This window comes from Vibrio sp. QJM3NY_27, assembly GCF_057785955.1.
In genome coordinates, this window is the sequence record NZ_CM173511.1 from 1608810 (window position 1) to 1632730 (window position 23921).

Genomic DNA, 23921 nt, shown 5'->3' on the forward strand with positions numbered 1-23921 from the left:
GCCCGTTTTTATATCTATCGCAACGACTCTAAGCTTAGTTAGTCTTAAACGGAGAGCAGTTCGTCTAATTTACTTTGGTATTTCTGTTGAAGTGCACGGTTACCCGCTTTCTTTTCGAGTTCGACCAAGATTTGAAGCGATGGAATTTGATAGCCATAACGTTGGTGGAATTTGAATAAGCGGAGCCTAGCGTCATTGTATTCGGCCTCACTGACTTCAATTTTAGAAAGCTGTAGTACGGATCTAGCTCGATTTGGGTCGTGGTCAATCGCACGAGAGAAGTAGTATTTTGCTTGCTCGACCTCTCCGGCCTTAAACGCGCAGAATGCCGCATTTTCATAACTTGCAGAGACGAGATAATAATAGGGTTGGTCGATGGCACGGTTAAAGTATTTATCGGCTTGCTCGTATTCGCCCTGTTTACACAAGAATGTACCGTAGTTGTTCAATACATTGCCGTTTCTTGCGTCTAACCTCAGCGCTTTCTTATAGGCGTCTCTTGCTTCGTCAACTTCCCCAACTTGTTCGTAATAGTGCGCAATGGAAAGGCGAGCTCGATAGTAGCTAGGTGCGTGTTTGATGGCGAGTTCTAGGTTCTCACGTGCTCTCACCATATTCCCTTGTCCCATATAACCCAAACCTAATTCAATACGAGATTCAGACATCGCAATAGGGTCGCTTTCAATCTTTGGCGGTCCTTCAGTGACAGAAACGCAACCGACCAACGAAAGAGAGGCGAGTAGTATCAGACTCGATAGCGAAAGGGCGCGGTGTAATGAAATAGGTTTAGATAATAACGGCTTGGCGGGCATGTGAAGCTCCTTATGAACACCAACCCATCATATGAAATCAAACCCATTGAAGTGGTAAATCTATTATGGAATGCGACTCAAACACCATAAAAAAACCGTGTCCAATTTGGTGTTTATCAACAACCTACTGAACACGGCTTTATGTGTTTGTGAATTGGAAGAAAGAACTTAATCGTCTTTGGTAAAGTTGTCTTCGCTGAAGTGATCCAAATCGTAAGGCGTTTGTTGGTAAACGCAGTAGTTCAACCAGTTCGAGAATAGCAAGTGCCCATGACTACGCCAACTTGCGACAGGCTTATTATCTGGATTGTTGTTCGGGTAGTAGTTGATTGGAATCACGGGTTCCATACCTTCGCCTAAATCACGAACGTACTCACCGTGCAATGTATGCGCATCGTATTCAGGATGACCCGTTACAAACACGTTTCGCTTATCTTTGGTTGCCGCTAGGTATACGCCAGCCACATCAGAAGTCGCAAGAACATCAAGGTCGGTATGCTCGGCTAAGTATTCCTGAGAGAAATCTGCATAGCGAGAGTGCGGTGCTAAGAAGGTATCGTCAAAGCCACGCAGAAGCGGGTGGTAAGGGTGATGAATCTCGTGATTATAAACACCAGAAAGCTTCTCTTTACGAGTGCGCTTTGGCAAATCATACAGTAGTTTCAAACCAGCCTGAGCCGCCCAGCACACATACAAGGTTGAGGTCACGTGCTTGTTTGCCCATTCCATGATGGTTTTTAGGTGGTCCCAGTAAATCACATCTTCAAATTGAACCAAGCCAAGCGGTGCACCAGTGATGATCAATCCATCAAAGTTTCTCCCTTTGACCATTTCAAATTGGCGGTAGAAGTTATCAAGGTGTTCGGTCGGTGTGTTTTTGCTTGGTCGGTCATCAATGCGCAGCAGCTCTACATCCACTTGCAATGGACTGTTTGATAGTAGGCGTAAGAATTGAGTTTCAGTTTCAATCTTCTTCGGCATTAGGTTGAGGATCAAGACTCGAAGTGGACGAATTTCCTGCGTCGATGCTCTTGATAACGGCATCACGAAGATGTTTTCTTCACGAAGAACATCAGATGCTGGCAATTGGTCTGGAATGCGAATAGGCAAAGCTTTCTCCCTAAGCTAGATATGTAGACGTCTATACATCTAAATCTATAGTAGTTTGGTACGCTTGTCGATATCCAAAATGGATAGATGTAAATTATTTGTGTTTTCTATCAGAAGCCACCTTCCGACGTCGAGGGAGTCTTATAATGTTTAACGACTACCCGAGTAATGCATAAGTGCTTGGTTCTGTTATGTAGAACTAGGCAGTTATCAGAGCAAGCGGTTAGCATTTACGATAAACTCATGTTTTCGAATTAGCCTGTAAAGTGACAGATGAAGTTAATACTCATTCGAGGGTTGCCCGGTTCTGGCAAGTCAACAAAAGCAAAAACCTACGATGCGTTGCATGTCGAAGCCGATATGTATTACGTGAATGAGCAAGGTGACTACTATTTTGATCCAAGGCAGCTACAGCAAGCTCATGAGTGGTGTCAGAACACGGCAGAGAATGGCTTGAAGCAAGGGTTGGATGTTGTTGTTTCGAATACCTTTATTAAGCATTGGGAAATGAAGGCTTACCGTCAACTTGCAAGAAAATACAAAGCTGACTTGATCATCGAAGTATGCCGAGAGCAATATGGCAGCATTCACGACATCGAACCGTCAGTGATTAAGCGCATGGCAAAAGATTGGCAAGAATAGCATCGTTCTTCCTCTGCTTGCGTGGCTGAATGGCAAATAGAATTAGATGAATAGAACAACTCCAAGGTAACGATTGAAATGGCAAAGCGCTCTGTTGTGGTCGACATGACATCATACGGGATCTACACAACGTGGGATTCCAAATCTAAAGACCTTCCAAAAATCCAAGAGTTCACCACCATTGTTGGTGCTGAAATCGACGTAGAGTTTGGCTATATCTTGAATATCAAGAAAGCCAAAGGTGAAAAGATCCGCTACTGCATCTATCACCCGGATATCACCACAGACAAGGGTGAAGTGCTCGAACCGTTCGATGGTGAAGAGCATGTCGGTAACAACGACTGGGATTTCTACTTAGGTGACACCATCTGGGCGCCAGTCTCGAACAAGCTAGGCAAGTGGCGCATGACCGTGGAGTTAAAAGGCAACATCATTGCCGATAAGACATTCGACCTTGTTGCAAAAGACGAAGGCCAATTCTGGAAGCGTAGGGGTTTTTAGACGAAATTTCTGGTAGACGTTAGCTTTAGGCTAAACGCAGACAATAAAAAGCCGAGTCACACGTCGTATGTGTACTCGGCTTTTTTCATTGTGCTAGATAGAAGTGACTACCTAACTAATGGATTAAATTATTGCGTTACGTAAGCCACAACAAATTCAGTGATTGCAACCATGTCTTTCACTGCAATGTATTCTTCAGTGGTGTGAACTTTCGCCATACCAGTAGAAAGGTTAACCGTTGTTAGACCTTTCGCGTTGAAGTTGTTCGCATCGCTACCGCCGCCAGTGCGTTTAGTATTTGCGGTTACGCCAAGCTTCTCAAACGCTGATTTGATAGAAAGAATATGCGGGTGATCGTCTGCAATCACGAATGCATCGTAAGCACGAGTAGATTCGATTTCTACTTCAGCGCCGAATTGCTTCGCGCTTTCTTGGAATGTAGAGATCATGTGCTCAACTTGAGCTGTTAGCTTTTCACCGTTTAGAGAACGTGCTTCAGCCACTACTTTAAGTTCCGGCATTACGATGTTGGTCGCTTGACCGCCTTCAACAATACCGACGTTTGCCGTAGTTTCTTCATCGATACGAAGTAGGTTCATCTTAGTGATAGCGTCTGCAGCCACTTGAATTGCGCTGATGCCTTCTTCTGGCGCTAGACCAGCGTGAGCAGGGCGGCCTTTGATCTTAGCAACAATCTTTTGCTGACCTGGAGCTGCGTTTACGATGGTGCCAATTGGGCCACCTGTATCAAGTACGATAGCGTGCTCAGATTGAATGTAAGACATATCGAAGTTCAAAGAGCCGAACAGACCACCTTCTTCGAAGACAGTAAACGCAATCTCGATAGTTTTGTGCTCTTTGCCTTCAGCTTTGATGCAACGAACCGCTTCCATGATAGCTGCGATACCTGATTTATCGTCGCCACCTAGAATGGTGTTGCCTTTTGAACGGATGATGCCGTCTTCGATGATTGGCTCAATACCGATGCCTGGCGTTACTGTGTCCATGTGGCAACTGAACACTGTGCTTCCTGGAAGAGTGCCATCTAGACGAGCGTAGATGTTGAAACCGTTAGACACTTCTGTAGGGACAGCCAGTTTGTGAACTTCAAAACCTAGTTCACCAAGTTGTTCAGCCAACGCTTCAGCAATCGCTTTTTCATTACGAGATTCACTATCAATTTTCACTAGATCGCAGAAATGTTCTACAAGACGTTGTTCATTAATTTGGGTCATTGTTAATTCTCATTATGCTTCCGCTCGTTCTAAAGAAGTCGCGGAGGTAGGAACAGGAAAATTACTATAACGCCAATGAGGTAGATGATTATCTGAGTTAAATCAAGAAAGTTGCCTGATTATTCTAATTGATGAGAAAAAGCCAACTCAGATTCTCCAATGCGCAGGATTTTAATCTGTATATCTGTCGGGTATAATGTTTAACCGCTTTGAAAAAACGTCGATGAAATTGGAATGTAATCAATAATGGCACTGATAAATGAATAGAAACAATGTGTTAGGTTCATTCCTTTTAGTGGTGCTAATGAGTGTTGTGCTGGGGCTGTATTTGCTCTATCCAACTTATGACGATGATTTAAAGCACATTCGCCCTGAAAATCCGAGTGTTTATAGTCCAGAGAAAGAGTTATTACTCTCTCAATACGGAGCTACATTGATTGATATTCTCGATGTGTCTCGTGGTGATCCTAATCTAGCTGCCCAACAACTAGAGGCTCTACGAGCTAAGTTCCCCCATCAAGATAAAGCCATCTATCGTGCCTATGAATTGATGATTTTGTCGAACCTCGCCCAGCACAAGCTGGATACCAAAGCGGTTTCAGAATACGTCAGACAGATTAAAACACTCGCACAACACGAACATATGGGTTGGCTAAAGGCCCAATCTCTTGTTGAACTGGCGATCGAATACATCAGTAAGGGCGAGCTAGCGGAATCTGAAATCCAAATCAGAGCAGCGATAGATATCGCGGAATCACTCCACTATGAAGAGTTGTTGATTAAGGCCTATAACACGGCTGGTGTCATCAATAATATCCGCAATGACTTTCCTGAAGCTCAATATTTTTTCCATAAAGGCTTAGAGCTTGGCAAGAAGTACCCTCAACACATCTATAATAGTAAGTTAGTGTCAAATATGGCACTGCTTTATATCTATTTAGAAGACTGGCCTAAAGCGCTCAAGTTGATTAAAAGAGCTAAAAGACTCTATTACAAGAGTGGACTACTCGAAGCTTCTACCATCGGTGTGCTGCATGTAAATGAGTCTTTTGCTTATCTGCGCAGTGGTGATTTGGTTAAAGGCCGAGAGGCGTATCAAAGTGCGGCTAAGCTCAATGGCGATAATGTGAGTGAGCGATACAAAATCATCTTGTTGAAAGCAGAGAGTGATGTGTTGTTGGCGGAAAAGAACTTTGAGTTAGCACGGCAGGTCGCAAATTTGTGTCTCAGATATCCGGGAGTGGACAAATACACACTTCAACTGGGTCAGTGTTACTTAAACAGAGCCTTAGCAAATATCGGTTTGAACCGAGATAATTTTGTCTTCGCTGATCTTAAGCGATCGTCTGCAATGTTCGACGTTGTGGGTACTCGCAGTTGGAAAGTCCTCGGTTTAAGAACACTTGCTGAATATTACGATTCGAGAGGCGACAGCGAAAACGCACTTCGTTACTTTAAACTCTACTACAAAGGTAACAAAGCGCTGTTGTTTGATAAGCGTCAGAGCGATATCTTTTTACTAGAGCAAGATTTCACCACGGCATCATTAGCCCAAGAAAATGAACTGCTTAACGCAGAAAAAGAGCTTGGTGAGCTGACGTTAGATAAGCAGCAGTTACGAAATCGAATTGTTGTCGCGTTGGGAATAATGGTGATGATCAGTGTCGCATTGTTGTTGATAAGGCTTCGCAGCATTCAAAGTAAAAATAAAGCGTTGGTCACCCAATCTACAACGTGTGCGCTAACGGGTTTATACAACCGACGCTATCTAGAGCAGTTGTTAACTCAGCCAATGACATTTAATACTTCACGGTTTGGAATCAGTTTAGTTATTTTAGATCTTGACCACTTTAAGCGCGTTAATGACACCTTTGGACATGATGTTGGTGATGAGGTATTAGTGGAAGTCGCAAGGCGCGTTAAACAACATTTGCTTCCGAATGACGTAGTGGCTCGCTGGGGTGGTGAAGAATTTGTCCTGTTGCTATCTGGATCCGTCGATCCTGAACAACAATTGAACGTTATCCGTTTAGGCATTGCTGAAACGCCAATTGATACGCACTCCGGTTCTTTAGACCTCACCACATCGATAGGAGCGTCGATTGGTATTGCTCATGAGCAACTCAATCAAGATACTTACAAGAAGTACCTCAAAGCCGCGGATGATGCATTATATCAAGCGAAGGAGTCGGGTAGGAATCAAGTCATCATCGCTGAAAGTTAATCGCTAATCAGGAAACAAAAAGCCATTCTGATCTTCGTGAGATAAGAATGGCTTCTGGAACACTCTGAGATCGCTAATATCAAAATTTGAGTGAGAAGTGGGGTTTACTTAGCGATATGTCGAGTTTATTTATATCAACATTTTCTAAATGAGTTATTTAGCGGCACCTTGCAGCATTTCAACCAGTTCGCCCTCTGTAGCCGGTTCTTTTGCCAGTTCAATCACCGCGGAAGCACCGCCTTTTAACATATAAGCTCGAGTTCCGCAGTGGTCATAGTGGAACCATTTACCGTCTACACATACGTCCGTATAACATCTTGGGTCTTGTTTGAGTTCCATATCAATTTCCTTATTAACATTTGCCTAACGTTTTTCAGACTAGTTGATCACAAATTTAGGTAAATTGATCTAAATCAATCTAGAGTGTAATTGATGATTTGATTACCAAATAGGAGAGGTGTGTCTAGCGTATGAGCGACCTCTTGGTGATTACAGCATTCAAAGGTCGTGATTCTGGTTGGCAACTATCGCTCTTTTGCTTGCCACGTGAGGCTTTTCTACATACGCTAGCCACTCTCTTAATCCCTATACAGACGTGATTGTGTTGGAAAATGACTAATATCTTTATCGTTGTAATTGTTCTGGTTGTGTTCTTTTACTTTATCCAAAAGTATCTAGTGAAGCATGACGATACCAAAGATCATGCCTATCAGAAAAAAGGGTCGTTGATGTCGGCGCAACAGGCGACATTTTATAACGCACTTAAATCCGCGGTGGGTAACCATGGCGAAGTGTTTGCCAAGGTCAGCATGTCGAACGTTCTTGTTCCTGCTAAGGCGAACAACAAAAAGAATTGGTTTATCGCCAACAACAAAATCTCACGTAGCTACTTTGATTTTGTCGTCTGTGACCCGCGAACGTTAGAGCCCCGCGTGATCATCGAACTTGATAACGGCAAAGAGCTCAACAAGGGAAAGGCCGATCGAGAAAAGCTACTGATCCACGTGTGTAAATCGGCAGGCTTGCCACTGATTGGTGCATCTATTAAACACAGCTACCAAGTGAGCCGTTTGAAGAGGTTACTGGCAGCACACATCGATTTAATCGAGCCATCAAAAGAAGTTCGATTCTGTAAGAAGTGCGGCAGCCCGATGATCATCAAACTGGCCAGCCAAGGCGATTACAAAGGCCGACGATTCTTCACTTGTAGCCGTCAGCCAAACTGTACGTATACAGAGAACTACAATGTTGTATTCGATGTGGATGAAGATTCTAACTAATATCTTGAGTTAAAATACTTTATCAGAGGGGTAAGACACGAAACAGGCAGATGTATATAGCTATTGAACTAGAGGCGAAATGTGATCTACTTCAAGCCGTTGATCTGCTTTGTGTTTAAAATTTATTCTGATTGTTGTTTTTAAAAGCAAACGAACCGTTTTGTGCAAATTTATCCTTGCACGCTACCCATTCACTCGTTATTATCCATCTCGTTCTGAAGCGTTAGCCACTTAGTAAAGCGGTTAGTTAAGTTTCAAAGCATTGCCCGCTTAGCTCAGTTGGTTAGAGTACTTGCATGACATGCAAGGTGTCACTGGTTCGAGTCCAGTAGCGGGCACCAAATTCGTTCTTTATGAACAAGCAAAAAAGCCCACCTAGTGTGGGCTTTTTTGTGCCTGTAACTCCGGTCCTACGATCGAAAGTATATAGAGACAAAGTGTGGCTATATAATAGTAAACGCGAACGTATGGCATTCTGCTGATTTGAAAAGAGCGGAGTGTTATAACTTCCCATTTATAAAACACGATCATATTGACGAGCCGCATTGATAGCGATGCACCCAATAAGTCCACCTGCTAGCATATACAACAGTGAGTTTCTTGATTGATTGCAGCTAGCCAAAAGTAAGCCTGCAACAGCGCCAAGACCTGCCGCTTGTAGCTGTTCGCTTGATGGCTTGCCATGTAGCACTGTAGAAGCTAGATGTTCACAGTTGTTTGCTAACAACCCATATTTTTTAGCTTTCTTGATCAACAGCTCTGCTTGATAAAACAGTTCATTTTTCTGTTCTTCACTTAAATGGCTTAAGACTACTTTCACTGGTTTCCCATGTGCGTACTCTTCTAAGGTACAAATTTCTACATTTCCATCTGGAGAGTTGTGAAGCACTCGCCCTTTTCCTAGATAAATTCCAGCATGCTCCACGAGCAGCTTTGAACGATAAAGTAGATCACCAATACTAAGATTATTCTTCATAATTTTTCCTTTCTGATTTAAAGTATGTGTATTCAAAATTAACATTGAAATGCGTAAAACGTATATCAATTCATTTAACTTATGCCTATGCACTTAATTGATCAAGTGTTTTTTTGTTATTGGTGGTGAAAATGCAAGATAAAATGGTTTCATATTCATCTATTTTGGGCGTAGTCGTTGCGAATAAGCGAAAAGAGTTAGGCGTTGAGCAGAGCGTTTTGGCTGACATGATGGGGCTTTCACAAGCGAGTTATAGCCGTTTGGAGTCTGGAAAATCTACGTTTTCCGTTGATCAGATGTTCGAATGTGCGAAAGCTCTTGGTATAGCTCCAGAAGAACTATTCCACTCTGTTGTGAATACGGTGAACAACCTTCAAAAAAGTGAACAGGTAGCCGTTCAGTCTCAACCGAGAGGTAATACGACAAAGGCTAAATCTCAAGAGGGAAGCAATGTCGGTACTTTCATTGCGGGAGCCGCTTTAGGTGCATTGATAATTGGACTCGCTGGTAAGTCTAAATAAACGTAACGTATATCAATGTAACTGATTGTATATTCGGGTATATTGCCGAAACTAAAAGTCAAATGGTTAGGGTTTGTAGTGCTTCCAAGTTATCAAGAGTTAATGAAGCCAGTGTTAGAGGCTGCCAAAAATGAAGAAGTTAAGCTTAGCAACGTCATAGACTTGCTAGCTGAGCAATTCAATCTGTCTGAAGACGAGAGAACAGAGCTTCTTCCTAGTGGGCGACAAGCTGCATTTACCAACCGAGTTGGATGGGCCAAAACTTATTTAGCCAAAGCTGGGCTTTTGGATTCCGTAAGGCGTGGTCACTTCGTGATAACAGACTTGGGGAAAGAAGCCCTAAATAGTGGCGAAGAGATCAATAACCAATACCTTAAACGTTTTGATGACTTCAATGCGTTCACTAAACAAAAAAACTGTGATTCAGACAAAGTCGAAGATACAACTGTGTCTGATAATGATGCGACGCCAGATGAAGTGCTAAGAGCAGCTTACAAGCAGATTAACGATGCCTTAGCGTCAGATATTTTGTCGCGTACTCGTAAAGTATCTCCAGCCTTCTTTGAACAACTACTTATTGATCTGCTACTAGCAATGGGCTATGGCGGAAGCGATGAGGGAATGGCCCATACGCTTGGGAAGAGCGGTGATAACGGTGTTGATGGCGTAATCAATCAAGATCCACTTGGTGTTGATCAGGTCTACATCCAGGCTAAGCGTTATGCTGATGGCAATAACGTTGGGGCAGGTGAAATTCGAGACTTCTTTGGTGCGCTTAGTCTGAAGAAAGCACAAAAAGGCATTTTCATCACTACATCCGAATTTACTTCTTCAGCCATACAAACAGCTAAAGATTTGGGGATGCGCATAGTGCTTATTAATGGTAAAGAGTTGGCTAAGTTGATGTTGCGATACAACATTGGCAGCCGTGATGAAGATGTATTGCATTTGAAAAAAATTGACGAAGAGTTTTTCGAAAGTTAATCAATGAAACAAAGCTTGGGATTAGATTATGGATATTGACGGACTAAAACCGGAAACGCAGGCGCGCTTATCAATTGATGAGCAATTGAAGGCCTCAGGCTGGAAAATACAGACCTGGCCCAAGGTGAATCTTGGCGAAGGCTTGGGCGTAGCGGTCCGCGAGTATCCAATTGACAGTGGGAAAGGGCAATATACAGATAGTGCCGATTACTTGTTATTCGTTAACCGTCTCGCTGTTGGTGTTATCGAAGCTAAAAAAGACGAAACGATTCTTTCACAGGTGGAAGAGCAAACGCTTCGCTATGCCACTAGTAAAATCAAGTTCCGAAAAGAAGAAGCGCCTTTATCATTTCTATTTGAAGCAACAAGCCAAGTTATTCATTTTACTGATTTGAGAGATCCAGCCCCGAGAGCACGTGAACTTTTCCACTTTTTCAAACCAGAGACCCTACAGACGTGGTCCAAACAAGAAAACTCATTACGTTATAGTTTAAAAAACTGTATGCCGGAATTGGAGAAAGCGACTCTACGTGATTGTCAGGTAAATGCTATTACAGGGCTTGAGATATCGCTGTCTGAAAATAGACCACGTTCGCTGATACACATGGCAACAGGTGCAGGCAAAACCTTTACTGCTATTAATGCGGTCTACCGTTTACTTAATCATGGTGGTGCGAAACGTATACTCTTTCTGGTAGATACTCGAAACTTAGGTAAACAAGCACAGCAAGAGTTTCATGCATTTAAACCGCAAGGTAAACAAACCTTCTTCCATGAGAATCACATTGTTCAGCGCTTAAACAGCAGCACAATAGACGACGCGGCTGAAGTGTGTATTTGTACCATTCAACGCATGTACTCTATCTTGAGCGGCAAGCCTATTGATGAAAGTGCCGAAGATGTATCTTTACATGAAATTAAACAAAACCAACAACAGGGCAAGTTGGTTAAGTACAACTCAGCAGTACCTATCGAAACCTTTGACTTTATTATCGTCGATGAATGCCACCGCTCTATTTACAACTTATGGAAACAGGTACTTGATTACTTTGATGCTTTCACCATTGGTTTAACCGCCACACCAGACAAGCGTACTTTTGGTTTCTTTAATGAAAATATTGTTGCTGAATACAGCTATGAAGATTCGGTTCTCGATGGTGTGAACGTAGGCTACGACGTCTATGAGATAGAAACTGAAATTGGTAACAAAGGTGCTGAGCTAAAAGCTAAAGAGTGGCTCGATCACCGAGATAAACTTACCCGTAAAAAACGTTGGGCACAGGCCGAAGAAGATAGCAATTACACTAGCAAAGATCTCGACCGTTCGGTGGTCAACAAAAGTCAAATTCGCCAAGTAATAAAGGCGATGAAAAGGGCGGTTGAAACAGAGATATTTGCTAATCGTAAGGAAGTGCCAAAAACACTTATATTCGCTAAAACAGACAGTCATGCTGATGACATCATTCAGATTGTGCGTGAAGAATATGGTCAGGGCAACGAATTCTGCAAAAAGGTAACTTATAGCGCAAAAGATCCTGATGGTATTCTCAATGACTTTCGTAACGACTTTAACCCAAGGATCACGGTTACCGTTGATATGATTGCAACGGGGACCGATGTAAAGCCACTCGAAATCTTGCTCTTTATGCGAGACGTACGCAGCAAAGGCTATTACGAGCAAATGAAAGGTCGTGGTGTTCGTAGTCTAAGCTATGAGGACCTACATAACGTCAGCAAAAGCGCGACTACCGATAAGGACCGTTTTGTTCTCATTGATGCTGTTGGGGTAGAGAAATCCCTAAAAACAGAAAGCAGACCTCTAGAAAAAGTACCAAATCTGTCAATGAAAGACTTATTGCAAGGCGTGGCGATGGGGCATCGAGACGATGATACAATCCAAAGTTTAGCCAGCCGTTTAACGCGCTTATCTAAGCAGCTCGATAAGCGGGGGTTAGATAAAGTAGAAAAGCTAGCAGGTAAACCATTACCACAGCTAGCCAGAGAACTACTCACCGCGATTGACCCAGACGCTATCACTAAACAAGCATTGACCAATGCGAAAGAGGCTGGGATCACACGTAGTGAAGAAACTCTAACAGATAGTGAGCGTCAAACAGCCAAAGAACAACTTGTCGATCAAGCGTGCCAAAGTTTTGATAATCCAGAAACACGCGACGTAATTGAATCTGCTCGTCGTGACCGTGAACAGCTTATAGATCACATCAATCTAGATACTGTCACCTATTCTGGTTACAGCAGCCAAGCCGCGGATGATGCTGAAAAGGTTATTCAAACCTTTAAAGACTTTATTGAACAGTATAAAGATGATATCCAAGCTTTAAGTTTCTTCTACCAGCAACCTTATCAACGTAGGGGGTTAACATTCGCTATGTTAGATGAGTTGCACCAAGCGTTAAGTAAGCCACCGTTGTTGCTAACAACAGAAAAACTCTGGACTGCTTATGAGCGGCTTAATCAAAGTGACAGCAGCAATAAGAAGAAAACAGACACCAAACGCCAACTAACAGATATAATCTCGCTAATTAGGTTTGCTATTGGTTTAGATACAGAGTTGAAACCTTTTGCTGAACAGGTAGACGCCAAGTTTAAAAAATGGATCTTCCGCCACAATGCCCAACGCTCCACAGCATTTACCGAGCAGCAGACCCAGTGGCTGCGTTTGATCAAAGATCATATTTCCGCCAGTTGCTTTATTGAACGCGATGACTTTGACTACAGCCCGTTTTCCGATCACGGAGGTTTACAAAAAGCATGGGGACAATTTGTCGTTAACAATGCAAGCAAAAACGGCCAAGATAACGAATTAGATAGCCTATTGGCTGAAATGAATCAGGAATTAATTGCGTGAGTGAATTAGAAAATTATCCTTCTGGATGGGTACTGGCTAGGCTAGAAGAAGTCACGACGCCTGTAAATACTTTGAACCCAAGTGATACTCCTCAAAAAGAGATTTCATATTTAGATATTGGGTCAATAAACAATGAGTTGGGTCTTATAGAGCAACCTAAAGTACTCTTAGGTGTTGATGCTCCTTCAAGGGCACGCCAAGTTGTTATTCCTGGAGACACTATATACTCAACTGTTAGACCATATTTGCAAGCTATTGCGATGGTACCAACTAACTTGATGAATCCAATAGCTTCTACAGGCTTTTGTGTACTACGACCAAATGAAGGAATAAACAAGAATTTTTTGTTTTATTTTGTTCGTAGTGATCAGTTCTTACAAGAAATAGTCCCACTGCAAAGAGGTGTAAGTTACCCAGCAGTTCGTTCTAAAGATGTATTAAGTAGAGATATCCCGCTTCCACCATCCAATGAACAAAATCGAATAATAGACAAACTGGAAGAGTTATTTTCCGAACTTGATACTGGCGTCAAAGAACTCAAATCTGCACAAATAAAGCTCACTCAATATCGTCAATCGCTATTAAAAAGTGCAGTTGAAGGCTCGCTTACGCAGCAATGGCGCGAGACTAACAGCGGAAATTTACAGGAAACAGGTGCGCAATTATTAGATCGAATCCTTACCGAGCGGCGTGAGCTTTGGGAAAAGCAAAAACTAGCTGAGTTTAAAGCCAAAGATAAAAAGCCACCTAAAAATTGGCAGGCTAAATACCCTGAGCCGACAAGTCCGGAAGTCGAAGGTTTACCAGAGTTACCAGATGGCTGGGTGTGGGCGAGCTTAGGTCAGTGCTTTAGTGTAGAGGTAGGTGCTACTCCAAGTAGAAAGCAATTAAGCTATTGGGGAGGTGAGATTCCGTGGGCTAGCTCTGGGGAAGTGCAATTTGGGAGAGTTAAAGATACCAAAGAAAAAATTACTGAGGACGGCCTAAACAACAGTAGTACTCAAATTAACCCTAAAGGATCGGTGCTTTTAGGGATGATTGGAGAAGGAAAAACTCGCGGTCAATCAGCGATTTTGGATATTGATGCCGCAAATAACCAGAATTGTGCAGCACTCTGGGTACCTGAGTCTGGAATATCATCCGAATACGTATTCTATTGGTTATGGTCTCAGTATGAGAAAACACGGAGTGGAAGTAGTGGGAATAATCAACCTGCGTTAAATAAGTCGTTGGTGCAAAAAATGCCAATAGCAATTTCATCGTTAGAAGAAATGGCGTTTATAGGTAACTATTTATCAGAAGAATTTGAAAATGCGGATAAAAAATTATCTGATATATCTTTTGCTCTTAAGCAGTCAAATGCTCAGAGGAAAAATATCTTAAAGTCAGCATTTTTAGGACAATTGGTCCCACAAGATCCTACTGATGAACCTGCCTCTACACTACTCGAAAAAATAAAAACAGAACGTGAAGAGCTTGCAAAGATAGCCAAACCTAAACGAACAAAGAAAGTGCAAACTATGAAAAAAATCACTAGAGATAACATTGCTAAGTGGGTGAGTGACTATAAAAAAAGTAGTTTTACCTTTGGAGAATTACAAAAGGCTTTTCAAGGTGATTATGATCAGTTAAAAAATTGCATATTTGACATGTTGAGTGAAGATAAGCCGTTAATTAGCCAAGTATTTGATAAGGAAATTGATTCAATTAAATTCGTAAAGGAAGGCAAATGAAACTCGTTAGGCTGAAAATTATAGATGCTGATACCTGTGGTGGTTTACTTAACCACGTTACAATAAAATTTCGTAATGGTCTAATTGAAACGGATACTTTTTCACCATTATGTTTAATTGGCCCCAATGGCACAGGTAAATCTCAAGTCTTGCAAATTATTGCGGAAATATGTCAGTTAGCATTCGCAACCTTCTTACCAGAAGAAGAAAAGACAAAGGTGAATAATGGGTTAGAATTTGAGTTGGAGTATTATATTTCTTCTAGTAATACTACGTACAGTAGATTGTTGCTAGCAACAGAAAAAGTACGTAACAAAATAAATCTATCACTGAAATTGTTTAGTGATGGAGAATGGAAAGACGTTGAGCCTGAGCTGATTGAAAAATATTTACCTTCTATAGTTGTAGGTTATACGTCAGGTGATAATGAGACGTTAAGTAGACCCTTTTATGCTAGCCGTAGTAGATATGCAAGAGAAGTAGCTACAAGTGCAATGCCTAAAGGCGACAAAAACAAAGTCATCAAAGATTCGAAGCTAATGCTTATTGATTATGGGACTAGTCTGGAAGTATTGATAGCTAACCTGTTGCAAAATGACAATGAAGCAAGGAAGTATTTATTGGCGGAACCAAAGTTGAACGAACTACATTCATTCCGATGTATTGTTCAATTAAACCACCCTGGAGCACCCGGTAAAGGTGGGATCTTATTAACTAACGAATTACAGGAATCGATTGATAACCTGTCAAAATGTTGTACTTGCTCGAACTACGAAGCCAAGACAAAGACTTATACTTTTGATTTTCTTGTTCAAAATAACACCTATTTAGCTTTCAACCATTTTTGGGGAAAAGACGCTCTAAAGCTTTATTCTGATTTTCATAAGCTATCTATGCTCAATGACTTGATGATTAAGGGTAATGGAGTTTTTAAACAAGATCCTTATGAAAAAGGTTTTTCTTCTAGGTTAGTTGAGCCGGTCGATAGTGATAAAGTGTTTAAGTTTGAGAAAATAAAGTTCTTGTCCAGCAAGTCTAATACTCCTGTTGACTATGTATCACTGTCTGATGGTGAACATCAGTTGGCTCAACTATTAGGCACTCTTTGTATGGTTGATTACCCTAATGCGTTATTTTTAATGGATGAGCCTGAAAGTCACTTCAATCCAAAGTGGCGGGTGGAGTTCATATCAAAAATTATGAACCTTCCGACAACAAATAAAGAACAATGTACCAATGAAGGTAAACGCTCGTCAGGGGTTTTAGCATCACAACAAGAATGCCTAATTACAACGCATTCACCGTTTGTTCCTTCAGATATGCAAAGCGACAATGTTTTAATATTTAAAAAAGATTCTACAACTGGAAAAATAGAATCCCGAAACCCTAATATTCAAACGTACGGGAGTACGTTTGATACAATCCTTGAAGAATGTTTCAGTATTTCACCTCCAATGTCTGACTTACCAAAAAGTGAAATTGAGCACTTATTGAAATCGGATGATCTTGAAATGATACAGCAGGGGATTTCTCGGTTGGGTGATTCTGTGGAGCGTATGTATCTTGCAGATAGAATAAGATTGTTAAAAGCGAAGGAAAGCCAGTAACATGTTAAGAAGCTACCCCATTGCTGCTACTGAAGATAACTGGTTACACGGTGCTATTGTTGGAATAATCCGAGACATTCATGGCAAATTAAATGCAGGGCAAAATATAGCAAACACTCAGGCTGTTTGGCGGGACTTGGTTTCCGCACAGTTAGCAGGGCAGAACAAAGATAAGTTAATTGGGTCATCTGGAGTGAAAAATCGTCTGTTTGCATTTAAAGATGTATATGCCAACCTTGTTTCGCCTGACCGTGATGTGGTTTTGGCCACGCTTGTAAGTCAGAATGAAATTGCTAACCTACTAAACCGAACACTACAAACTCGAGTGTTAAACCAAACCCACCCTCTAATTCATGAAAAAGCTAAAGATTTATTTGTGTTTTGTTTTGGAAAACTGACTGATTTTAATGTCAGGGCTGATCAATATCTCACTATATTTAGTAGTTTATCAGATAAAATCTGTCCGTTTTGTGGGATAGAAAGAGTGATGAATCCAGAAGAGACAGCTCAAGACCAAGACCATTATCTAGCAAAAAGTATTTATCCATTTTGCGCGGCTAATTTAAGAAATCTAGTTCCCATGTGTCGTTGTTGTAATCGTGATTACAAAAAAGACAAAGACGTTATTCAAAATGGTTTAAGAAGAGCCTTTGATCCTTACAACTGTACCGCACCTGAAATTACTTTAAATCAAACAACAATTGTTGAAGATAGCTTTCCTATTAAATTTGATTGGAATATTGATTTTCTTACTAACGTCGAAGAAGCTGAAACTTGGGATTCTGTGTTTGATATTCGCATTCGTTATAAGCGAGATATATTAAATGTGTACTTTGACAAATGGTTATGGGGCTTTTCAGAAAAATGCCGTAAGGATAGGCAGCGTGGCTATTTGGAGAGCGCCCTAACCCCGGAGCAAATTGGACAACAACTAGCTTATTATCAAGAAGATAAAGACGATAATCCTAGTATTGGCCTTGCAGGCTTTCTTGAGCCTTTAGTCTTCAGCTTCTTGCTGAGAGAATATAATGAAAATAACCCTAGAATAGTAAGCTTGATAAGAATAGCAGTTCTAGGGCAACAAGAGATTCAAGATATTGAGGCTGCTTAACGAGCAATTTCCAGAGCAATAGTTTTAGCTCATACTGTGTGTAAAATTGAGCTAGAGCTCTTTTTTAAGCGCCTGAACAGAGTAAAAGAGACAATTAACTCTGCACAAAATAGGTATAATCTCATCTTTAGGCTGTAGTGAACCAAAATGCAGTCAATCAGGTTTGGATGGTAAAAATGAATGCACCAGCATTAGTACAAAAAGTTTGGAATTACTGTCATACATTGCGTGATGACGGCGTAGGTTATGGTGACTACTTAGAGCAGCTTACATACCTACTGTTTTTAAAAATGGCGCATGAGTATGCCCAGCCCCCCTATTCAAGGGATACCAAAGTTCCCACAGAGTTCAACTGGGAAACGTTGCAGGGGTTAAAAGGCGAGAAGCTAGAAGAACAGTACCGTAAGGTGTTAAAAAACTTAGCAAAAGAAAGTGGTATGATTGGTGCTATTTTCTACAAGTCTGAAAATAAGATACCTGATCCTGCTAAGTTTGCCCGTATTGTTAAAATGATTAACGATGAAAACTGGATAAGCTTAGATTCAGACGCTAAGGGTGATTTGTACGAGGGGCTATTGCAGAAAAATGCGGAAGATACAAAAAGTGGCGCAGGCCAGTACTTTACGCCTCGTGCATTGATTGATGCAATGTTGGCTTGTGTTCGTCCAGAGCCTAAGAAAACTATCTCCGACCCAGCTTGTGGTACAGGTGGATTCTTCCTAACGGCTAGTGATTGGATCACCTATGGCGACGAACAGTGGATTGAAAAGGGAATGAGCCATTGGAATCCATCAAAGCATGACGAAAGTACCATAGCAAAATCAAAGTTAAACAAAGACCAAGTGAAGTTTTTGCGTGACAAAACCTTCCGTGGTAATGAGATTGTTCCATCTACTCGCCGCATGTGTCTTATGAACTTGTTCCTTCACAATATCGGTAGTATTGATGGTGAGCCAGAAGTAGAGCGAGCTGATGCATTGCTGACGCCTATTAAAGGGGAAGATAAGGTTGACTATGTACTAGCCAATCCTCCTTTTGGTAAGAAAAGCAGTATGACCATCACTAATGCTGAAGGTGGTGAAGATAAGGATGCTCTAACCTACGAGCGTCAGGACTTCTGGGCTACAACCACCAACAAACAATTAAACTTCTTACAGCATATAGTTTCAAGCTTGAAGGATACCGGTAAAGCTGCAGTAGTCCTGCCTGATAACGTGTTATTCGAAGGTGGGGCAGGTGAGCGTATACGCCGTAAGTGGCTAAACAACTGCGATGTACATACGATTCTACGATTACCAACAGGTATCTTCTATGCCCATGGTGTTAAAGCAAACGTAGTGTTTTTTGATAATGCTTCTCGTGATGAAAAAGTCCATACCAAAGGTATTTGGTTTTATGACTTAAGAACTAATAAACATTTCACACTCAAACAACGCCCAATGATGTTGAGCGACCTAAAAGACTTTATTCAGTGTTATAACCCTGATAATCGTCATGAACGTCAAGAGACAGAGCGATTCAAATACTACGCGTACGATGAACTAATCAATCGTGATAAAGCTAGTTTAGATGTTTTTTGGCTTAAAGATGATAGCCTAGACAACTTAGATAACTTGCCAGCGCCTGATATTTTGCAGCAAGAGATTATAGATCACCTAGAGGCTGCGTTGGCTGCCTTTAAAGATGTTGCAGCTGGATTACCAGTTTCAGCTTCTGAATAAACTTAGTGCTGAGTATAAATGTAGGCAATTATTCCTTGCCTACATTTAATCACTAGCAGTATATTGGACAGGTTTGCAAGAATCTGAACAATTTTCTGATGAACACTTGAAATGTACTACCATCCTTTTAATTATTAATTTCCAAGTAAACTTTAAATTCACTTGGTACAACCGTTAATTTCCTATCATTATCGAAGTCTATTTTTTCAATGATATAGATTTTGTCTTCTGCATCTACAAGAAAGATTTGATAGTCACTTTTATTTTTAATGGCGACGTGGTGCTCATTTTCTGAGAGGTAAAACATACCGTTGGTAAAGCGCTTAACTTCGACAAGTTTTTTTGACATTCCTTGGTCGGGTGAATAACTAATATCGTACCCAAATGTATCACTTCTTAATGAACTGTGATCCACATATTTCTCTCCATACTTAGCGAGTAAAGAGTGATAAACAATTTCTTCTGCTGTTTGCCCTGAAAGGCGCTTACTCTTCTCTCTAGCGGAAGAAAACTTTTTCCCTACTCCTTTGCTTCCCTTTTTAATAACTTTATTAATAGCTGAAGTAACAGAAGGCTTATCCGGAATTGTAGATATTTTAATGTCGTCACGATAAGCTCCCTCGATTGACTCCTGCTCAATAGACGCATCTATATAACTGGTTATTGTGTCCAGGTAGCAATCAAAATAAAGTAAGCTACTAATATTATTTGGAAGCTCAGAGTGATTAATTTTTAACGTAGTTATATTTTTTTGAAAGCATTTATCTGGATCGTTTATTCTAGTTTCATTAATAGGGTGTAACGTTATAGAAAAATCATTATCCACTTTGTTTCTAACCAGTGCCGAGTGTGTAACATCGATTAGCTCTGTATTTTCGTTAGCAATGTCTTGGGCCCAGTTTTCTAATTGATCATATTTGTGAAGCTTATTTAAAAATAATTTGGCTTTTTCTATATCTTTGTTTTCAGATATTTGTTCCCATAAAATATATTTGAATTCTTTGAATGAAATTTTAATAGAAGTAGTGAGTTTTTGATAATGCCAGTCAGCTAGTAATAATTTGTAACCAGAGTGAATGTTGAATTCTTGTACATTAAATTTTAGAAAATGAAATAAACTAACTATTTTATCCATTGATTCAAGACTGAAATTATCATAATCAATATCTAGGATAGTGTTCTTTTTAATGGCTAATTTTTCTTCTATAAGAGATGCATTTGATCTGGTTAAGTCAAATGTTGGGGAGATATTTTTACTTTTGAATATGGAGTTCCAAAAAGAGAAGAATCGATCAGAAATACCTAAATATTTTCTTGCCTCTTCTAAGACCTCAGAGCCCATTTCATTGCGGAGGTGGTGTTCAATATCCTGTTCGTCATCCCTCAAAATATTTCTGAAGTCATTTTTATGCTCATTAACCTTGAAAATTGAGCAGATGATTTCAGCGAAGGTATCTCCAAAGTTTGAATCACGCCTAATATTATCAATTGTTCGGCTTTTATTTACTTTAATGAAATAATTGTTTTTATCTTGTATGTAATCACTATCATTTAGTGATATTCGATTACCTTCACAGGTGCAAGAAATATCACTACATAAAACAAAGTTTACATTAGAGATCCACTTTGACTCTGTAGATTTTTGTGTCGCTTGTAAGTTATCAAATCTGTAAGAGAGTAAATATGGTTTTAGCCTTTGCATTTTCAGTTCAAATTCACTCGAAAGCGCGTCAACTACTTTATATTCCTCAATTTGTACTTCAATATCGTTTAAGTTTTTTACGCCAAAACATGCTGGGACTTGTTTACCACCAGAACGTTTAGGAAAGTTTAACAGTGGTTTATCTCTAATTACCTTTGAAGGTAACTTAATATTGTCACTGTAGTAAATATCAGCTTGGTTGAAATACTTTTCTTGTGTCTTTGTCTTTGCGAACAGCATGATGCTCGAATTGATAGGTTTACCATGTATTTTGAAGTGGTTTAGTACTAGCTTGTATATTTTCTGTGTATCAGTGCCATTCGGGCGAGTTGTAGGTAAATTCTGTAAAACGTTTGAAATATGATCAATCGAGAGTTTATTAAAGCTATCTTTTGCGCCTAACTTTAATAAAATTGAATCGATGTCTGGTTTGGTATAGCCATATTGAGATAAAAACTCATAATCAAACGTAGAACTATTAAATAATTCTGAAATTTTCTCATCTGAAATCCAGTAGTTATTAAATAAGCCAGATTGGTGAAATTGATGGAGTAAATACGGAGTTATATTAGGAAGGGCGTGCTTATAACTTCCATATTCATCTCCTTTTGTTTCAAATTTAACGGTATCGTTATCATTTCCTTGGATTCTATTTCTAATGATAAAGTCTTTTAATATCCAAAGTATGATTAACTCCGGTTTACATTTGTCAATGATGGAGTTAAATATGGATTGGTCAATTCCTAATGCTAGAATTTTTAGTGCATCGTCTCTTATATCAACGTGATTATTTATTTTTAAATGTTCGCTGTATGAGTTATCGGTAGTTACCCACTGATAAGAAACATATGAGTTCACTCCTAACCATTTAAAAAACTCTTCTTGTATATTGATATCTTCAGTACTTAATTCAAATAAATCACTTGAAGCTAGGAGGTCATCAGCGCTATATACACCGGAGAATATTAGCTCAACATTAACACCTGTAGGGAAGTTACTGCTTAGGTGTAGATCGGTCGATTTTTTAAGCTTGCCATTTTTATTTATCAAATTGACTTGTACATTACCTATTCTTTTGGGGCGATTTGTCCCTAATTGCTGATAAATTAAAAAAAGGCAAAGAGTCATCTCTGCTATATATGCATTATTTTGAACATTATTTGAGTTTATTATTTTATTTGTACTGCTAACTATCTTTGATAACAGCTCTGCTGGCTCATAACTACGTATACTAGTTACTACCTTTAATTTTCTCTGTAAGTCACGGTACCTTTCGGTTCGGACAATATTTAATACATCAATTAACTTTTCACATAAGTTTTGATTAATAAACTCTATTTTAACAAAAGAAGGGAAAATAATATCATCAATGTTTGAGGTTATAGGTGTAAATACCTCTTCTTCGGTTGCATTTATTAGTTTACCTTCTGTATTGATTAACAGATTGTAGTTGTCGTATCCATCATTCAACTTGATAATTTCATTTATATAATTTACACGATGCTCAATAGGGTATTCCACTAAGTACTCTGAATACAGATTAACTCTGTCTCTATATCCTTCTGTATCAGTTAACGAGCATTTCTCTACAGCATCAGTTATTTTTTCATCTAGTGGGATTAAAACTTCTGGAAAGAACACTTCACCATTGGTATCTATTAGTAACTCTGAAAAATGGTTAGTTCCCATGTAGATATAATCACCATGTTTTCTGTAGGAGCCATCGATACATGGGTAAATGTCTAGCTCTAACTTAGCTTCCGATATTTTTGTATAAAATTCCAAGCCTTCTAATACAGTGTTTATTGAGTTATAACTTAATACTTTAAATGGTACCCAGCTTACTTCTTTTTCTGACGCATCTTTAGCTACTTGTATAATCAATTTTACTAGCTGTTTTAATACATAACGGTTTTTATCAGTATCATTTAGTTGGTTTCGAGAGCTATCAAGGTCAAAGGTACCATGAATTATAAATGGGAAATCAAGTTCAATTTTGGTAGGAAAGAATGAGAATAAAGTTTTACTTTCAAATGTAAGGGGTCTATTGGGCAACGCAATTTTTAGGTTATAATGCTGCTTTTCGGATTTAGTACTATCTTGATATTTATCTGGAAAAGAAATTTTTCCCGAATCAAATATTTTCCAACTATCACCAGATATTTCGTAGTGGTTGTTATTTTTCTCCAGAATGAATTCAGTAATTTCTCCATTAATAGTTAATTTCAATTTTTTTAAATTATTTAGAAAAAGCAAAACTTCTTTGCTTAATGAACTTAGTTGTTCGTATATGTTTTTTTCTTCGTTTTTTTTATAGTTAATGATGATCTGTGTCACCCAGTTAGACTCTGGCGCGTCACGATATTCAGGAACTGAAAGAACTGCCCATGGTGCTTCACTCCCAGAGAGTCCTTGCCTGCCTCTTAATTCAAACTTTTCTTCATCTGTAAAGTGTTCTTCGAATAGCTTTGATGCGTATTTCTTAGAGAACGTAACATCTAATGAGTTACTCCTTACTGTAACTGATTCAGACCAGTTTATTATCGACCTAAATCCGAGTCCTTTATTTCCGATAAACCTTTCTTTTGTTTTTGAGCTTAAATTTGAAAGCATTAACGATTCGTAGCCCGACTTGCTAAAACCATGTGGGCCACTATTTGAAATTATTAACCGCTGTGAAATAGAGTCAAACTCTAAAGAAACGGTATCAGAAAGTTCATCATCCGCATTTTGAATTAACTCTAGTAATTGTCGCCCGTTATAGTCCCTTACTTGCTGGTTTTCTTGATTATAATCAGAAATCATCCGGCTAGGCGTCATTTTATAAAGATGAATCTGTTCATCAATTTTTTTTTGTAAAAATGCTTTCAAATTTTCATCTCTTCATCAAAAT

General features: G+C 39.7%; 17 protein-coding genes and 1 tRNA gene. 12 read left to right on the forward strand and 6 right to left on the reverse strand.

The genetic code is table 11. The features are described from left to right. Positions 1 to 44: 44 nt before the first annotated feature. Both pilW and metA read right to left on the reverse strand, forming a co-directional pair. A complete protein-coding gene (gene pilW / locus AC3CIA_RS07270; RefSeq protein ID WP_488518786.1) occupies positions 45 to 812 on the reverse strand; it encodes a type IV pilus biogenesis/stability protein PilW in 768 nt (255 codons plus the stop codon). 168 nt (positions 813 to 980) lie between these two features. After that, positions 981 to 1922 carry a homoserine O-acetyltransferase MetA gene (gene metA, locus AC3CIA_RS07275; RefSeq protein ID WP_004734938.1) on the reverse strand — a complete coding sequence of 314 codons (942 nt, stop codon included), beginning with the start codon at positions 1920 to 1922 and terminating at the stop codon, positions 981 to 983. Positions 1923 to 2195: 273 nt separating this feature from the next. Here metA and AC3CIA_RS07280 point away from each other — a divergent pair, with 273 nt between their 5' ends. Further along, positions 2196 to 2564, forward strand: a complete 369-nt coding sequence (locus AC3CIA_RS07280) for an ATP-binding protein (protein WP_054546426.1) — start codon at positions 2196 to 2198, stop codon at positions 2562 to 2564. Positions 2565 to 2642: 78 nt separating this feature from the next. Further along, the gene (locus AC3CIA_RS07285; RefSeq protein ID WP_114633419.1) at positions 2643 to 3065 is read left to right on the forward strand and encodes a DUF3859 domain-containing protein; all 423 of its coding nucleotides are present in this window, start codon (positions 2643 to 2645) and stop codon (positions 3063 to 3065) included. Between the two features lie 128 nt (positions 3066 to 3193). On the opposite strand, the gene AC3CIA_RS07290 is transcribed toward AC3CIA_RS07285, so the two are convergent. Further along, positions 3194 to 4300 carry a M20/M25/M40 family metallo-hydrolase gene (locus AC3CIA_RS07290; protein ID WP_372230111.1) on the reverse strand — a complete coding sequence of 369 codons (1107 nt, stop codon included), beginning with the start codon at positions 4298 to 4300 and terminating at the stop codon, positions 3194 to 3196. 259 nt (positions 4301 to 4559) lie between these two features. Here AC3CIA_RS07290 and AC3CIA_RS07295 point away from each other — a divergent pair, with 259 nt between their 5' ends. Continuing rightward, the gene (locus AC3CIA_RS07295) at positions 4560 to 6524 is read left to right on the forward strand and encodes a GGDEF domain-containing protein (RefSeq protein WP_428783431.1); all 1965 of its coding nucleotides are present in this window, start codon (positions 4560 to 4562) and stop codon (positions 6522 to 6524) included. Between the two features lie 153 nt (positions 6525 to 6677). Here the strand turns inward: AC3CIA_RS07295 and AC3CIA_RS07300 are convergent, their stop codons facing one another. Further along, entirely contained in the window at positions 6678 to 6863 is a 186-nt protein-coding gene (locus AC3CIA_RS07300; RefSeq protein WP_017089278.1) for a hypothetical protein, read from the reverse strand. A 272-nt stretch (positions 6864 to 7135) separates the two neighbouring features. Here AC3CIA_RS07300 and AC3CIA_RS07305 point away from each other — a divergent pair, with 272 nt between their 5' ends. Together AC3CIA_RS07305 and AC3CIA_RS07310 are read left to right on the forward strand one after the other, a co-directional pair. Next, the gene (locus tag AC3CIA_RS07305) at positions 7136 to 7804 is read left to right on the forward strand and encodes a DUF2726 domain-containing protein (RefSeq protein WP_004734944.1); all 669 of its coding nucleotides are present in this window, start codon (positions 7136 to 7138) and stop codon (positions 7802 to 7804) included. A 264-nt stretch (positions 7805 to 8068) separates the two neighbouring features. Then, a tRNA-Val gene (locus AC3CIA_RS07310) sits at positions 8069 to 8145 on the forward strand. Positions 8146 to 8318: 173 nt separating this feature from the next. Here AC3CIA_RS07310 and AC3CIA_RS07315 read toward each other — a convergent pair. Continuing rightward, the gene (locus AC3CIA_RS07315; RefSeq protein ID WP_488518787.1) at positions 8319 to 8780 is read right to left on the reverse strand and encodes an NlpC/P60 family protein; all 462 of its coding nucleotides are present in this window, start codon (positions 8778 to 8780) and stop codon (positions 8319 to 8321) included. 131 nt (positions 8781 to 8911) lie between these two features. Between AC3CIA_RS07315 and AC3CIA_RS07320 the strand changes: the two genes are divergently transcribed. The 7 genes from AC3CIA_RS07320 to AC3CIA_RS07350 all read left to right on the forward strand — a co-directional run bounded on the left by AC3CIA_RS07320 (position 8912) and on the right by AC3CIA_RS07350 (position 19326). After that, positions 8912 to 9301, forward strand: a complete 390-nt coding sequence (locus AC3CIA_RS07320; RefSeq protein WP_017095389.1) for a helix-turn-helix domain-containing protein — start codon at positions 8912 to 8914, stop codon at positions 9299 to 9301. 78 nt (positions 9302 to 9379) lie between these two features. Then, positions 9380 to 10285 (forward strand): restriction endonuclease, encoded by a 906-nt coding sequence (locus tag AC3CIA_RS07325; RefSeq protein WP_488518788.1) that lies wholly within the window; start codon positions 9380 to 9382, stop codon positions 10283 to 10285. A 28-nt stretch (positions 10286 to 10313) separates the two neighbouring features. Beyond that, a complete protein-coding gene (locus AC3CIA_RS07330) occupies positions 10314 to 13154 on the forward strand; it encodes a type I restriction endonuclease subunit R (protein WP_488518789.1) in 2841 nt (946 codons plus the stop codon). After that, complete coding sequence (locus tag AC3CIA_RS07335; RefSeq protein ID WP_488518790.1) at positions 13151 to 14887, forward strand: restriction endonuclease subunit S; 1737 nt, start codon at positions 13151 to 13153, stop codon at positions 14885 to 14887. Before AC3CIA_RS07330 ends, AC3CIA_RS07335 begins: the two co-directional genes overlap by 4 nt. Then, positions 14884 to 16494 carry a restriction system-associated AAA family ATPase gene (locus tag AC3CIA_RS07340; protein ID WP_488518791.1) on the forward strand — a complete coding sequence of 537 codons (1611 nt, stop codon included), beginning with the start codon at positions 14884 to 14886 and terminating at the stop codon, positions 16492 to 16494. The genes AC3CIA_RS07335 and AC3CIA_RS07340 overlap by 4 nt, the downstream gene beginning before the upstream one ends. Before the next feature lies 1 nt (position 16495). Next, positions 16496 to 17605 carry a hypothetical protein gene (locus AC3CIA_RS07345; protein WP_488518792.1) on the forward strand — a complete coding sequence of 370 codons (1110 nt, stop codon included), beginning with the start codon at positions 16496 to 16498 and terminating at the stop codon, positions 17603 to 17605. Between the two features lie 176 nt (positions 17606 to 17781). Then, positions 17782 to 19326, forward strand: coding sequence for a class I SAM-dependent DNA methyltransferase (locus AC3CIA_RS07350; protein ID WP_488518793.1), 1545 nt, complete (start codon positions 17782 to 17784; stop codon positions 19324 to 19326). Between the two features lie 127 nt (positions 19327 to 19453). Here the strand turns inward: AC3CIA_RS07350 and AC3CIA_RS07355 are convergent, their stop codons facing one another. Next, the gene (locus tag AC3CIA_RS07355) at positions 19454 to 23899 is read right to left on the reverse strand and encodes a sacsin N-terminal ATP-binding-like domain-containing protein (protein WP_488518794.1); all 4446 of its coding nucleotides are present in this window, start codon (positions 23897 to 23899) and stop codon (positions 19454 to 19456) included. Between the last annotated feature and the right edge of the window lie 22 nt (positions 23900 to 23921).